The organism is Amycolatopsis plumensis (assembly GCF_042652605.1).
Taxonomy (GTDB): Bacteria; Actinomycetota; Actinomycetes; order Mycobacteriales; family Pseudonocardiaceae; genus Amycolatopsis; species Amycolatopsis plumensis.
Genome location: NZ_JBHSJY010000001.1, coordinates 9072130 through 9084742, shown reverse-complemented (window position 1 = coordinate 9084742; position 12613 = coordinate 9072130). Strand labels below are relative to the sequence as shown.

The 12613-nt window shown below is 72.9% G+C and carries 16 protein-coding genes; 9 read left to right on the top strand and 7 right to left on the bottom strand.

The features are described 5' to 3' along the window. Window positions 1-20 precede the first annotated feature (20 nt). Window positions 21-1217, bottom strand: a complete 1197-nt coding sequence (locus ACFPLC_RS43795) for an extracellular catalytic domain type 1 short-chain-length polyhydroxyalkanoate depolymerase (protein ID WP_378192191.1) — start codon at window positions 1215-1217, stop codon at window positions 21-23. A 218-nt stretch (window positions 1218-1435) separates the two neighbouring features. Between ACFPLC_RS43795 and ACFPLC_RS43790 the strand changes: the two genes are divergently transcribed. Then, window positions 1436-2740 (top strand): 3-hydroxybutyrate oligomer hydrolase family protein, encoded by a 1305-nt coding sequence (locus tag ACFPLC_RS43790; protein WP_378192392.1) that lies wholly within the window; start codon window positions 1436-1438, stop codon window positions 2738-2740. A 228-nt stretch (window positions 2741-2968) separates the two neighbouring features. Continuing rightward, window positions 2969-3439 carry a hypothetical protein gene (locus ACFPLC_RS43785; RefSeq protein ID WP_378236194.1) on the top strand — a complete coding sequence of 157 codons (471 nt, stop codon included), beginning with the start codon at window positions 2969-2971 and terminating at the stop codon, window positions 3437-3439. On the opposite strand, the gene ACFPLC_RS43780 is transcribed toward ACFPLC_RS43785, so the two are convergent. The 4 genes from ACFPLC_RS43780 to ACFPLC_RS43765 form a co-directional block, all read right to left on the bottom strand. Beyond that, window positions 3436-3726, bottom strand: a complete 291-nt coding sequence (locus ACFPLC_RS43780) for a hypothetical protein (RefSeq protein WP_378236193.1) — start codon at window positions 3724-3726, stop codon at window positions 3436-3438. The genes ACFPLC_RS43785 and ACFPLC_RS43780 overlap by 4 nt on opposite strands. Before the next feature lie 255 nt (window positions 3727-3981). Further along, window positions 3982-4962 (bottom strand): TolB family protein, encoded by a 981-nt coding sequence (locus ACFPLC_RS43775; RefSeq protein ID WP_378192183.1) that lies wholly within the window; start codon window positions 4960-4962, stop codon window positions 3982-3984. Next, window positions 4959-6206, bottom strand: a complete 1248-nt coding sequence (locus ACFPLC_RS43770) for an MFS transporter (protein WP_378192181.1) — start codon at window positions 6204-6206, stop codon at window positions 4959-4961. Before ACFPLC_RS43770 ends, ACFPLC_RS43775 begins: the two co-directional genes overlap by 4 nt. A 4-nt stretch (window positions 6207-6210) precedes the next feature. Further along, window positions 6211-7086, bottom strand: a complete 876-nt coding sequence (locus tag ACFPLC_RS43765; protein WP_378192179.1) for an alkaline phosphatase family protein — start codon at window positions 7084-7086, stop codon at window positions 6211-6213. A gap of 223 nt (window positions 7087-7309) precedes the next feature. On the opposite strand from ACFPLC_RS43765, the gene ACFPLC_RS43760 reads away from it, so the two are divergent. The 7 genes from ACFPLC_RS43760 to ACFPLC_RS43730 are packed head-to-tail and all read left to right on the top strand — an operon-like array spanning window position 7310 to window position 11639. Then, window positions 7310-7570 carry a hypothetical protein gene (locus ACFPLC_RS43760; RefSeq protein ID WP_378192177.1) on the top strand — a complete coding sequence of 87 codons (261 nt, stop codon included), beginning with the start codon at window positions 7310-7312 and terminating at the stop codon, window positions 7568-7570. Beyond that, window positions 7567-8517, top strand: a complete 951-nt coding sequence (locus tag ACFPLC_RS43755) for an FAD:protein FMN transferase (RefSeq protein WP_378192175.1) — start codon at window positions 7567-7569, stop codon at window positions 8515-8517. The genes ACFPLC_RS43760 and ACFPLC_RS43755 overlap by 4 nt, the downstream gene beginning before the upstream one ends. Next, the gene (locus ACFPLC_RS43750; protein ID WP_378192173.1) at window positions 8514-9065 is read left to right on the top strand and encodes a ferric reductase-like transmembrane domain-containing protein; all 552 of its coding nucleotides are present in this window, start codon (window positions 8514-8516) and stop codon (window positions 9063-9065) included. The genes ACFPLC_RS43755 and ACFPLC_RS43750 overlap by 4 nt, the downstream gene beginning before the upstream one ends. Continuing rightward, window positions 9062-10183, top strand: a complete 1122-nt coding sequence (locus ACFPLC_RS43745) for an NADH-ubiquinone oxidoreductase-F iron-sulfur binding region domain-containing protein (RefSeq protein ID WP_378192171.1) — start codon at window positions 9062-9064, stop codon at window positions 10181-10183. Before ACFPLC_RS43750 ends, ACFPLC_RS43745 begins: the two co-directional genes overlap by 4 nt. After that, complete coding sequence (locus tag ACFPLC_RS43740; RefSeq protein ID WP_378192169.1) at window positions 10180-10371, top strand: ferredoxin; 192 nt, start codon at window positions 10180-10182, stop codon at window positions 10369-10371. Before ACFPLC_RS43745 ends, ACFPLC_RS43740 begins: the two co-directional genes overlap by 4 nt. Before the next feature lie 42 nt (window positions 10372-10413). Further along, window positions 10414-11157: an SIR2 family NAD-dependent protein deacylase gene (locus ACFPLC_RS43735; RefSeq protein WP_378192167.1), complete on the top strand. Its 744-nt coding sequence runs from the start codon at window positions 10414-10416 to the stop codon at window positions 11155-11157. Continuing rightward, complete coding sequence (locus ACFPLC_RS43730) at window positions 11154-11639, top strand: GNAT family N-acetyltransferase (protein ID WP_378192165.1); 486 nt, start codon at window positions 11154-11156, stop codon at window positions 11637-11639. The genes ACFPLC_RS43735 and ACFPLC_RS43730 overlap by 4 nt, the downstream gene beginning before the upstream one ends. Here the strand turns inward: ACFPLC_RS43730 and ACFPLC_RS43725 are convergent. Beyond that, on the bottom strand, window positions 11617-12168 hold the full coding sequence (locus ACFPLC_RS43725) for a YciI family protein (RefSeq protein WP_378192163.1): 552 nt from the start codon (window positions 12166-12168) through the stop codon (window positions 11617-11619). The two genes, ACFPLC_RS43730 and ACFPLC_RS43725, sit on opposite strands and share 23 nt — an antisense overlap. Window positions 12169-12185: 17 nt before the next feature. Further along, the gene (locus ACFPLC_RS43720) at window positions 12186-12491 is read right to left on the bottom strand and encodes a hypothetical protein (protein WP_378192161.1); all 306 of its coding nucleotides are present in this window, start codon (window positions 12489-12491) and stop codon (window positions 12186-12188) included. Between the last annotated feature and the right edge of the window lie 122 nt (window positions 12492-12613).

The following is a 12613-nucleotide window of genomic DNA, read 5'->3' as shown; positions in this document are numbered from 1 at the left end:
CTTCCGCTGGCTCTACCCGTCTAGCACTGCCCGTCGGCGAGGACCCAGTACCCCGGAGACGTCTCCCTCAGCGCGTGGACGGTGAAGGTGTTCCACAGCCCCATGGCCTGGTTCGAACCGTTCGCGTAAGTCTGCCCGGCGCTCTGGTGCGCGCGGCCCGCCTGGGTGTGGGCGTAGTTGCTGGCGCTCACGCAAGTGCCGGCCGGAGCGGTGGTGGTGGTCGTCGTCGTGGGTGGCGGCGGGGTGGTGGTGCCCGATCCGTTGTCCAGGCCGAAGAACACGCCCGTGTAGTAACTGGAGCAGATCCCGGCCAGGAAGTACGCGCCCGTGCTGCCGCACTGCGCCGGGCCGCTTCCGGGGTCGACCGCGGTGCCGTGGCCCATCCCGGCGATCGAGTACAGCTGGACCTTGTCCGCGTACGTCGTCAGCGTCGTGCCGCCGGGCAGGGACTGCGTGCTCGTCGGCGTCTGGGACACGCCGTGCACCGCGGTCCACTGGTCGCGCAGCTCGGTTCCGTTGACCGGGTAGACGGTGTAGTCGCCGGTGCCCTGCCAGATCGCCACCCGCGGCCAGGGCCCGCCGTAGCCGGGGTACTGCGCCTTGACCTTCGACGCCCACTGCGCCGGTGTCAGGCGCTGGTCGTTCTGCTGGCAGCTCGAGGCCTGCGTGATGCTGGTGGCGCACTGCGCGGGCAGCCCGGCGTCGATGCCGCCGCCTGCGAAGACGTCCGGGTAGGCGGCGAGCAGGTCGGCCGCCATCCCGCCGCCGGCCGACAAGCCGGTCACGAACACCCGGGAGCGGTCGGAGCCGTGGTCGGCGACCGCCTTGTCCACCATGGACTTGATCGACGCGGCTTCGCCCTTCCCGCGCGTGTCGTCGGCGGGGTCGAACCAGGTGAAGCACTTCAGCGAGTTGTTCGCCGTCGACGTCTGCGGGAACACCACCTCGAACCGCCACCGGTCGGCCAGCTCGGGCCAGCCGGAATGGGCGTGGTAGTCCGCGGCGCTCTGCGTGCAGCCGTGCAGGGCGACGACCACCGGACGGCCGGTCCCGAGCCCGGCGGGGGTGTAGGTGTACATCGCCAGGTTGCCGGGGTTGGCGCCGAAATCCGGCACCTGGACCAGGGACGACGGCGGCGGGTCGGCGGCCGCCACCCCGACGGTGGTGAGCACGGCCGCGGTGATCGCGGCGAGTCCCGCGAAGGCGAGCTTGCGCATGTCAGTTCCTTCTCGTCGTTGAGAGGGGTTTCAGCGACGCTAAGACGGCTTCGCGGCCGAGACCATGTGGCCGTCCACCACAACGGCTCGCCGCATCATGGTGACCGGCGGGATGGCTCGCGGGCGCGGCACGCGCTTGGCTTGGGGACAGTCGAGACCGGAGGTGAACCGTGCGGGGTTGGCTGGCTTGGGTTCTGGCGGGCGCGCTCGCGGCGGCGCTGCCCGCGCCGGCGTCGGCTTCGGCTTCGGCCGGGGGCTGCTCGGTGCGGGTGCCCGGCGCCCAGCTGTCGGTGGCCGCGTGCCTGGACGACCTGACGACGACCGGCACGCTCGCGTCCGGGCACACCGTCGAGGCGGACTGGGCCGGGCTGACGTCGGCGGGGCTGCCCACGTTCGGCGCGGTGCCCGGCGTCCAGGTCGACGGCTACTTCCCGGATTCCTCGACGGCGAACACCAACCACGGCTGGAACCACGACGCCCAGTTCGTGCTGCGCCTGCCGGACCGGTGGAACGGCGGCCTGGTCGTCTCCGGCTCGCCCGGCGTCCGGCGCCAGTACGCGAACGACCGCGCGATCGGTGACCAGGCGCTCGCGGGGGGCTACGCGTTCGCCGCGACCGACAAGGGCAACACCGGCGCGGCCTTCTTCACCGACGGCGTCCGGCCGGGCGACGCGCTGGCCGAGTGGAATTCGCGCGTCACGCAGCTGACGCTCGCCGCCCGGTCCGCGGCGGCCCGGCACTACGGCCGCCCGGTCACGAAGACCCTCGCCGCCGGGCTGTCCAACGGCGGGTACCTGGTGCGGTGGCAGCTGGAGAACCGGCCGTGGCTCTACGACGGCGGGGTCGACTGGGAGGGGACGCTGTGGCGGCCCGACGGGCCGAACCTGCTCACGTTCCTGCCGCCGGCGCTGCGGGCGTACCCGGCCTACGCGGCCGGGTCGGAGGCCGCCCACCAGTCCATTTTGGACGCCGGGTTCGCGCCCGGGTCGGAGTTCCTGTGGGACTACCACTACCGCGTCTACTGGGACCTGACCCAGCGGATCTACCGTGAAGAAGTCGATCCCGCGTTCGACGGTGCCCTGGAGGCCGGGACCCCGTTCTGCGCTTCGGGAACGCCGGCCTGTGACGCCGACTACGAGTACGCGTCCCGGCCGCCGTCCGTGACGCGCGCGGTGGAGCGGATCTCGCTGACCGGGCGGATCGGCAAGCCGCTGCTGACCCTCCACGGCACGCTCGACACGCTCCTGCCGATCACCCGCGACTCCGACGTCTACGACCGGATGATCCGCGATTCGGGACGCGGGGCACTGCACCGGTACTACCGCATCGAGGGCGGCAACCACGTCGACGGGCTCGTCGACGCCTTCCCGGACCGCCTGCGCCCCCTCGGCCCGTGCTTCCGGACGGCGTTCGACGCCCTCGCCGGCTGGCTGCGCGGGGTGCGTCCGCCGGCCTCGGCGACGATCGCCCGCCCGGCCGGAGCGACCCCGGCGGAACTGGCGCGGTCGTGCGCATTGGGCTGACCGGCGCTGAAGTTGTGAATGGACGTAAATTGCGGTGAACCGGATCGAACCAGCAGCCGTATTAGTGGGTGAGGGGCGCGGTGTACCCGCCGCGCATACCCGCTGAGCTGCAGTTTCACCGTCCGGACGGTCGACCCCGTTCGGCCGCTTGCGGGAGCGGTGGCCGTCATTCATGATGGTCTTCGGGGTTCGCGAAATTCGTTGATGTCGAATATCCAGGTGTCGGCCATGCTGCGGAAGAATCGTCCGTCCGGAAGTGAACGTCATGCTCCTACCTGTGCCCGGGGCCGCCTGATGGCCGTCGACCTGCCGGGCCTCGCGATCGTCGCCGGGCTGCTGCTGCCTGCCTTCGCCGCGGCGGCCTGGGCGATCAGCCTGGAACGCCGGCGGCCGGGGCGTCCCCCGGCCGTCCCCGACCCGGAACCGGACTTCACCGTGGCCGGCATCCAGTCGCGCCTCCGCCGCGAGGTGGCCGCGCGGAAGCTGGCCGACGCGGGCACGGTCGCCCTGCCGACGTTGCCGATCCCGGCCCAGACCCGCCGCGAACCGGCCCCGACCCGCCTGCCGTGCCGGGTGGCGGGCATCCTCCCACCGCCGGCCCCGGTGACCGTCGGATTCCCGGCCCCGCGGTTCGCGTTCGCACCCCCGGACACGGACCTGATGCGCCGCATCCTCGACGGTCTGCGCAAGCTGGATTAGCCGCGACGTTCGGGGCCGTTGCCGCGCAGGGCGCGGATCTCTCCGAGTAGTTCCGCGTTTTCCCGGCGCAGCGCGGCAAGATCGCGGTTGACCGAGGTGAGTTCGTCGAGCAAGTCGCGGGTGTAGGCGGCACGCTCGCGGAGCAGGTTCTGGTATCCGGTGTGGAGTGCCGCCAGTGCCTGTCGCTCACCGGCGCTGCGCGCGTTACGCACGGCACGGCGGGCGGAGAACAGGCCGGCCAGGACGCCGGAGAACGGGCCGAGCAATGCGGCTATGGCGGTGAGCAAGTCGGGAGTAATCACGTACGCGCTAGTAGCCCGGTGACGCAAGGCGCCGCGCTGACCAGGGAGGTCGTGGCATCTTCCCTGGCCGAGCAGTGGCGTGACTCGCTCGTGAACACCTCGACCAGGTACTCCGGGCGTCATGCGATCGGCCAGACGGTGAGGCCGTTTCGACCGTCCGGCCCGGCGAGACAGTCGGTAGGCCGCCGTGTTGGGGCCTGGGTGGCAGCGGTCAATCGGGCCGCCGAGGCTGTACCGCGATCACGGCTGCAGCGCGGCCGGCGACTCGGCGTCCGGGATCAGCAGCCGGGGCGGGCCCGAGCCGTCCGCCGGGGCCGACCAGACGTCCGCGTGGCCCGGGCCGCGGGGGAGGCCGTAACCGATCGTGTGGTCGTCGAGCCAGGCGGGCTGGTCGTCGACGCTGCGGGTCTCCGCCAACGGCGTCACCTTCGACGCCGCCAGGTCCAGCACCGACAGCCGCCAGCCGCGGGCTGGGTCGCCGTCCACAGCGGACTTGAACGCCACCCGGGTTCCGTCCGGGGACAGCGACGGGCATTCGACGTTCTCGCGCAGGGTGCGGATCGTGTGCGCGGTGAAGTCGCCCGCGACCAGGTAACGACGGCCGGCCGTCGACATCGTCGCGTAGAAGTGGCGGTCGTCGCCGGTGAACGTCACGCCCCAGAAGTTGAGGTCCGCGGCCTGGTACGGCCGGCCGTCGAGGGTCACCGCGTAGTCCTCCAGCGTGCCCGCGAGGTCGCCGGTCGCCGTGTCGAGGATGCCGGCGCGGGTGGAGAACATGCCGCCGTTGTAGGAGTCGCCGGTGACGAAAACCGTCCACGCGAGCATCCGGCCGCTCGCCGACACCCGCGCCCGGTTCGGCAGTCCGACCAGCGGGATCTCGCGCTGCACTCCGAGGCCGGAGTCGAGCACCGCCAGCTGGTAGGTGGTCAGGTCGCCGTCCTGGCGCAGGCACAGCCCGGTGCCGCCGGCGGCGTACACCCGCGCGCACGACAGCGGCGACACCGTCCGCGGTCCGCCGGGCTCGGCGGCGGACACCGTGGCGACGTGCCCGCGGTCGGCGTCGGCGGTGCTGCGGAACAGCAGCCGCGGGCCGGGGGCGAGGCTGACCGCGCCGGTCGCGGTGACGTCGTGGCTGCGCGCGCTCGCGAACCCGACGTACGCGATCGCGGCCCCGGCCAGCACGAGCACGCCGACGACCGCGACGATGATCCGGGTCTTCACGCCGTCGCCTTCCGCAGCACGGTGAACGTCACGGCGATCGCGACCACCGCGCCACCCGCGGCCACGGCGATCGCGAGGTCCGCACCCCAGAACTGCCAGGCGAGTCCGAACAGGACGGACGAGGTGAAGTAGGCGAGCGCCTGCGCGGTCTGGACGAGCGAAATCCCGGTGGTGCGCAACGATTCCGGCAGCAGCGGGCCGGCCAGGGCCATGAGCACGCCGTCGGTCGCCGCGTAGAACGTGCCGTACAACGCCGGCGAGAGCGCGATGAGCGGCCACCCGGACACCGGGCCGGCCAGCAGCAGGTAGACCAGCGCGAGGGCGCCGTACCCGCCGAGCACCACCGGCAGCCGCCCGATCCGGTCGGCGAGCGCGCCCAGCGGCGCGGCGAGCAGCAGGTAGCCGAGGTTCGTGCCGACCGCGAGCAGCGGGAACCAGCCGGTGGCGATGTCCTCCTTGTGCTGCAGCAGCAGGTAGACGAACCCGTCGCCGACCGTGGCCAACCCGAGCACGCAGGCGGCCACCAACAGCCGCCGCACGCCGCTGCCGCGCAGCAACGCGGCCGCCGCCCGCGGCGAAACCGGTGTCGCGGCCGCTTTCGGCGTCCGGCGGTCGCGGACGAACAGCACCAGCAGCAGCACCCCGATCGCGGCGATGCAGAAGCTGACGACGAACACGGCGTCGAACGCCTCGGGATCGGTGGCCCCGACGGCGGCCAGCACGGCGAGCGCGACCAGCGGCCCGGCGAACGCGCCCACGCTGTCCATCGCGCGGTGCACACCGAAAGCGCGCCCGAGCAGCGGTTCGGGCGCCGACAACGTGATCAAGGCGTCACGCGGCGCGGTCCGCAGGCCCTTGCCCGTGCGGTCGAGGGTGATCACCGCGCCGATCGCGGCCGCCGACGCCCCCGCGGCGAGCAGGCCGAGCTTCGCCACCGCGGACAGCGCGTAGCCGGCGCCGGCCACGACCTTGCGCCGCCGGATCCGGTCGGCGACGTACCCGCCGACGATCCGCAGCAACGCCGTCGCGCCGGTGTAGAGGCCGTCGACCAGGCCGTACGCGGCCGGGCTCAGGTGCAGGCCGAGGACGAGGTACACGGGCAGGACCGCGGTGACCATCTCCGAGGAGACGTCGGTGACCAGGCTGACGGCGCCCAGCGCGAAGACGTTCGCGCCGACCGCCGAGAGCTTGCGCCGGGACACCGTCCCAGCATGCTCCCGGCGGCCGATGGTGGACAGGTACACGCGGTTACTGCCAGACGTCGAGGATCGGCGACTTGCTCGCGGCGTTGCCGATGCCGGGCAGGCCGTAGGACGCCTCGATGGTGCGCAGCACGGTGTAGTGGTTGATCGTTTCGCTGTAGCTGCCGACCTTGACGTGCGCGCCGGTGAAGCTCGTGAAGATCTGGTTGACCGACGTGTTGCTGTCTTCGTCGAACGTCGTGATCAGCAGGCTGTTGTGCGTCTTGGCCCACTGGGCGTAGGCGTCGAGGTTCTGCTTCAGCCAGGTGTCGCCGGTGCCGATGCTGCAGTCGTGCATGTCGTTGCACATGTCCGGCGTGACGAAGGAAACGGTCGGCAGCTGGGTGAAGTCGGACGGGAAGCTCGAGAACCGGACGTTGCTCGCGGCCGGGACGTTCGAGAAGTCGACCCAGCTGTTGTGCTTGCGGCGGTAGGTGCCGCTGGAGCAGCCGGTGTAGCCGTCCGAGGGCATGGCTTCGGAGTAGCCCTTGAAGGTCTTGCCCGCGTCGAGCAGCTGACGGCCGAGGTTGGCCTTCGCGCCGAGGTTGGCCGGGCAGCTGTCGTCGGTGACGCCCTGCGTCGCGCCGGAGAAGAGGGCGACGTAGTTGGGCTGGCTCGGGTGGGTGATCGCGTAGGAGCTCGTGAACTTCGCGCTCTGCGAGGCGAGGGTGTTGAAGTAGGGCGCGCTGGAGCTGCCGTTGATCGAGGAGTACTTCTTGTTCTCGAACATCACCAGGACGATGTGGTCGAACGACGGCACGACCGCGGCGGCCGGCCGGACGGCGGCGGGTGCGTCCGGTCCGGTCACGACGGCCGCGGTGACCGCACCGGCGGTGACCAGGGAGGCCGCGGCGAACGCGGCGAAGATCCGCTTGCGGATCATGGGTCCTCCAGCACTGAGGGGGTGGGCGCCTCATGGTGCCCACGGCAGGGGACCGGTTCGTGAGGTGCTGTGGTCCGGCGCGTGAACACCAGGAAACCTCCGGCGGACAACGGAAAGAGTGGGTGAATGGCTTTCCGGTGTCAACCTCCTTTGGTCGGGGGCGCCAGGGCTTTGACAGGCCGTTCCCAGCTCGTTCAAAGGAACGGCGCCGACACTCGGTGCCATGGAACCCACTACCCCGGCCGGACCCGCCCGCCGCGAGCACGGACGCCGCAAGGCCGCACTGGCCACGGCGGCCGCCGCGGTACTGGGCGCGGCCGCGGTCGGCGCCATCGGCTTCGGCCTCTCGACCGCTTCGGCCACCACCTCCACCTCGGATTCGACGGCCACCGACCCGACCGGCTCCTCGGACGGCCTGCAGGCGCCGGACAGCGGCTTGAGCAGCGGATCCGGGCACGCCCACACCGGCTCGGGTGCGTCGTGACCACGGCGTTCCCGGCCCTGGGCACGACGGCCGAGCTGGTCGTCACGGATCCCACCCGGCTGGGGGAGGCCCTCGCGGTCCTGCGCGAGGAGCTGGCCGCGATCGACGCGGCCTGTAGCCGGTTCCGGTCCGACTCGGAGATTTCGCGGCTGCACGAGACGGCCGGGCGGCAGGTCCGGGTGGGGCCGTTGCTGGCGGAAGCGCTGGGGGTGGCGTTGCGGGCGGCCCGGCTGACGGACGGCCTGGTCGACCCGACGGTCGGGACGGCGGTGCGGGCACTGGGCTACGACCGCGACTTCGCTTCGGTCGCGCAACGGCTCGTGAGTGAGAAACAGTGTTCTAACACTGTTTCTCACTCACGACCGGGGGCGAGTGCTGTGCCTGGCTGGCATCGGGTTCTCTTCGATGCCGCCCAGCGGCTCGTCGTCCTCCCGCGGGGTGTCCACCTCGACCTCGGCGCGACCGCCAAGGCCCTCGCCGCCGACCGGGCTGCCCGGCGGATCCACGGCACCGTCGGCTGCGGCGTCCTGGTGAACCTGGGCGGGGATCTGCGCGCCGCCGGGCCCGCTCCCGCCGGCGGCTGGCAGATCGCGCTCGGCGACGACCACACCGAGGCCGTCGCCCGGCCGGACACCACCGTCGCCCTCCAGCGTGACGGCGCGCTCGCGACCTCCGGCACCGTCCGGCGGCGCTGGCGGCACCGCGGCCGGACCGTGCACCACATCGTCGATCCGCGCACTGGCGACGTCGCCGCCACGCACTGGCGCACCGTCACCGTCGCCGCGAAGTCCACTGTGGACGCCAACACCGCGAGCACCGCGGCGATCGTCCTCGGCGCGGACGCACCCGGCTGGCTCGAGCGAAGGCACCTCCCCGCGCGGCTCGTCGGCGTCGACGGCGACGTCGTCACGACGTCCGGGTGGCCCGCGGAACGGCAGGCGGCATGAGCTCCGCCGTGTGGTACTTCAGCCGCGCGAGCGGGCTCGTTTCGCTGGTGCTCTTCACCGGCGTCGTCGTCCTCGGCGCGCTCGGCGCCGGCCGGTTCGCCACGCGCGAATGGCCTCGGTTCGCCGTCGCCGCCGTGCACCGGAACCTCGCGCTGACCAGCCTGGCCTTCCTCGCCGCGCACATCGCGTCGGCGATCCTCGACGGGTACGTCCCGCTCGGCTGGCTCGACGTCGTCGTCCCGTTCGGCGCCGGTTACCAGCCGCTGTGGGTGGGGCTCGGCGCCGTCGCGATCGACCTGCTGATCGCCATCGTCGTCACCAGTCTCGTGCGCACCCGCCTCCCCGCGCGGGCTTGGCGGGCGGTGCACTGGCTGGCCTACTTCTGCTGGCCGGTCGCGCTGGTGCACGGCTTCGGCATGGCCGAAAACGACGCCGCCTTCGGCTGGATCGTCGCGCTCGACGTCCTCTGCGTGCTGGCCGTGCTCGGTTCCGCCGGCTACCGCGCCACCCGCGCCCGCAAGTTCGCTGCCCTGGGAGGCCTCCGATGAGCATCCTGCCCCCGCACCGGCTCGACCTGGCCGGCCACCGGCGTCGCAACGGCGTCGTGCCGTGGGTCGCCTACCACGGCGACGACGGCCGCGACCGGCTGATCGCCGCCGTCGAGGCGGCGGACCTGCGCGGCCGCGGTGGAGGCGGGTTCCCGACGGCGGTGAAGCTGCGCGCGGCCTGCTCGAACCGCTCGATCGTCGTCGCGAACGGGTGTGAAGGCGACCCGCTCAGCCGGAAAGACGTTGTCCTGCTGACGCTTTCGCCGCACCTCGTGCTCGACGGCCTGCAGCTCGCCGCGCACGCGACCGGTGCCGCCGAGGCCGTCCTCTGCGTGCACGCGGGCAGCCCGGCGCTGCCGAGCGTGGCCGCCGCGCTCGCCGAGCGCGAAGACCGGGTGCCGGTGCGGATCGCGGAGGTGCCGCGCCGGTACGTCGCCAGCGAGGAGACCGCGCTCGTCCGGTACCTGACGTCGGGCGACGCGCGGCCGCTGGGCAAGCGGCCCCGGCCCGCCGAACGCGGCGTGCGCGGGCGGCCGACCCTGGTGTCCAATGTGGAGACCCTGGCGCAGCTGGCGTCGGTGGTTCTCCTGGGCCCGCACCACTATCGCGCGTCCCGGACCGAACTGGTCACGGTGACCGGCGCGGTCCGGCGGCCCGGCGTCGTCGAGGTGGCCCCCGGGACGTCCCTGGCCGGCGTGCTGGCCGCGGCGGGCGGCGAAGCGGAACCGGTGCCGGCGGTGCTCGCCGGCGGAACGTGGACCGCGGACCTCGGCGGTGGCCTGACCGGGCTCGCGGCGGTCTACGCACTCCCGGCGCGTGCCTGCGGGCTGGAGTACACGGCGAAGGTGCTGGCGTTCCTGGCGGCCGAGTCGGCCCGGCAGTGCGGCCCGTGCACGTTCGGCCTGCCGTCGATCGCGGCGGACTTCGCGGAGCTGGTCCACGGCGGCCCGGCGACGGCCCGGCTGGCCCGCCGCCTCCCGCTGCTCACCGGCCGCGGCGCGTGCGCCCACCCGGACGGCGCGGCCCGGCTCGCGGCGAGCGCCCTGCAGGTGTTCGACGCCGACGTCCGCGCGCACCAGGCCGGCGGCCGGTGCCGGGTCCCGGTGGGTGTGGCGTGAAGGTGACGGTGGACCCGATCGGGTGCCGCGCGCACGGCTTGTGCGCGGACCTGCTGCCGGAGCTCGTGCGCCTCGACGAATGGGGCTACCCGGTGGTGGCGCCGGGCGAGGTGCCGGCGGAACTGGTGACCGAGGCCCGGCGCGCGGCCGCGGCGTGCCCGGCACTGGCGTTGCGGCTGCAGCGGTAAACCGGTCGTGCGAGGATCGCGGTGCCGTTAGCCTTCGGCACCATGGACGGCAAGCTCATCGACCGGATCCGCGGCGCCCGGCGCGTCGCCGCGCTGACCGGGGCGGGGATTTCCACCGCCTCCGGGATCCCCGACTACCGCGGTCCCGAAGGGGTGTGGACGCGCACGCCCAGCGCCGTCAACGCCTTCACGCTCGAGAACTTCATGGCCGACGCCGCCGTGCGCCGCGAATTCTGGCGCAGCTACGCGGAGCACGCCGCTTGGCGCGCCGAACCCAACGCGGCCCACCGGGCGCTGGCGGAACTCGACGGCGCGGGGCTCGCCGTCCGCGTGCTCACCCAGAACGTCGACGGCCTCCACCAGCGGGCCGGGCTCGCCGCGCGGAAGGTCCTCGAACTGCACGGCAGCATGCACACCACGCGCTGCACCGGCTGCGCGGCCGGTTTCCCGACCACGGAGATCCTCGCGGTCGGCCAGGACGACCCGGCGTGCCCTCGCTGCGGCGGGATCCTCAAGCCCGACGTCGTCCTCTTCGGACAGTTGCTGGACGCCGAAGTCCTCGGGCGGGCCAGGAGCATCGCGGCGGCGAGCGAGCTGTTCCTGGCCATCGGCAGCACGCTGCAGGTGGAGCCGGCGGCGTCGCTGTGCACGGTCGCCGTGCAGGCCGGAGCGACGCTGGTCGTCGTCAACCGCGACCCGACCCCGTACGACGAGGACGCCGATTTCGTGCTGCGGGAAGACATCGGGGAAGCCGTGCCGGAACTCTGCGCGGCGGTGACCCGGTGATCCGCGAAGCCCGCGGCGACGACTGGCCCGCGATCTGGCCGATCATCCACGACGTCGTCACCGAGCAGCGGACGTTCCCCTACGACCCGGCGATGACCGAGCGCGAGGCGCGGGAGACGTGGCTGCGCGACCCACCGGCCCGGGTGGTCGTCGCCCTCGACGGCGACCGCGTGACCGGGACGGCCAACATGTACGCCAACCGGCCGGGACCCGGCAGCCACGTGGCCTCCGGCAGCCTGATGGTCGCGAAGGAGGCGCGGGGCACGGGAGTCGGGCGGGCGCTGACGACGGACCTGATCGAGTGGGCCCGGCGGAGCGGGTTCGCGGCCATCCAGTTCAACGCGGTGGTCGAGGTGAACGTGGCCGCGATCCGCCTGTACGAGAGCCTGGGGTTCGTGACGCTCGGAACGGCGCCCGGCGCGTTCCGCCACCCGTCCGCGGGCGACGTCGGGCTGCGCATCATGTGGCTGGACTTGCGGTGACCCGCCCGCCGAACCGCCAGGAGTGAACCTCGATGGCGGCGTACCGGCCTTGCGTGAGGAGGCTGCGGGCCGCGCCGGGGGTGGCCGCCCTGGTCAGCGCGGCCGTGCCGAGCCAGGTGTTGCCGTCGTCGGACAGGAGCGGACCGTAGGCGATCAGGTCGTGCCCGTCCGGGCGTCCGGCGTCGGCGGGCGGCCCTTCGGCGAGGCCGAGGACCAGGTAGCCCGACGGCTCGCCGGGGGAGTCCCACATGGTGGTCCCGAGGGTGTTGCGCCACCGGCGCAGCAGGACGTCCCGGTAGCCGCCGGCCTGGTAGGTGGGCTCGTCGAAGGCGAACGCACGGGCGGCGGCCGGGTCCGGCAGGTCGAGGACGTGCACGCTGCCGGTGGGGGTGCCGTCGCTGTCCAGGGTCGGGCCGCGGGCGATCATCCGGTCCGCGTAGGTGTCCATGTAGGACCAGTGCGCCTCCAGCGTGCGCTGCCGCAGCGCCGAGGACCCCGGGCGGTCGCGGTGGTAGCAGAAGAACTCCATGGGACGAGTATCGCGAGCTACGCGCTCGCTTGATCGACCGGATCCCCGGACTCCTCCGACAGTTCTTCGGCGAAGATCGTGTCGATCTTCCGGCTCGCGGCCCGCAGTTTCGCCACGGCCGCGACGAGCAGCACCACTGCGGCGGCGGGCACGACCAGCAGCACGGGCGGCCACCCGAAGCCGGCCACCGCGGCGACGCAGAACAGGGCGGAGAGCAGGAAGACTGCCCGCCCGGCGACCCGCGGCCACGCGGGACGGGGCTTGGCGTGCCGGCCGCTCGGTGTGCGGAAAACCGGCCGCGCGAGGGCAGCGTGGACACTCATCCAGACCTCCGGGAATGTTCGTCGAACCAGCCGGGAGGGGATTCCCGGCGGCGGCACCGTGGAGTCAGTCGGGCCGGACCGGCTCCCGGTTACCTGTCGTTATTGGTTCGAGTCCCAATTCA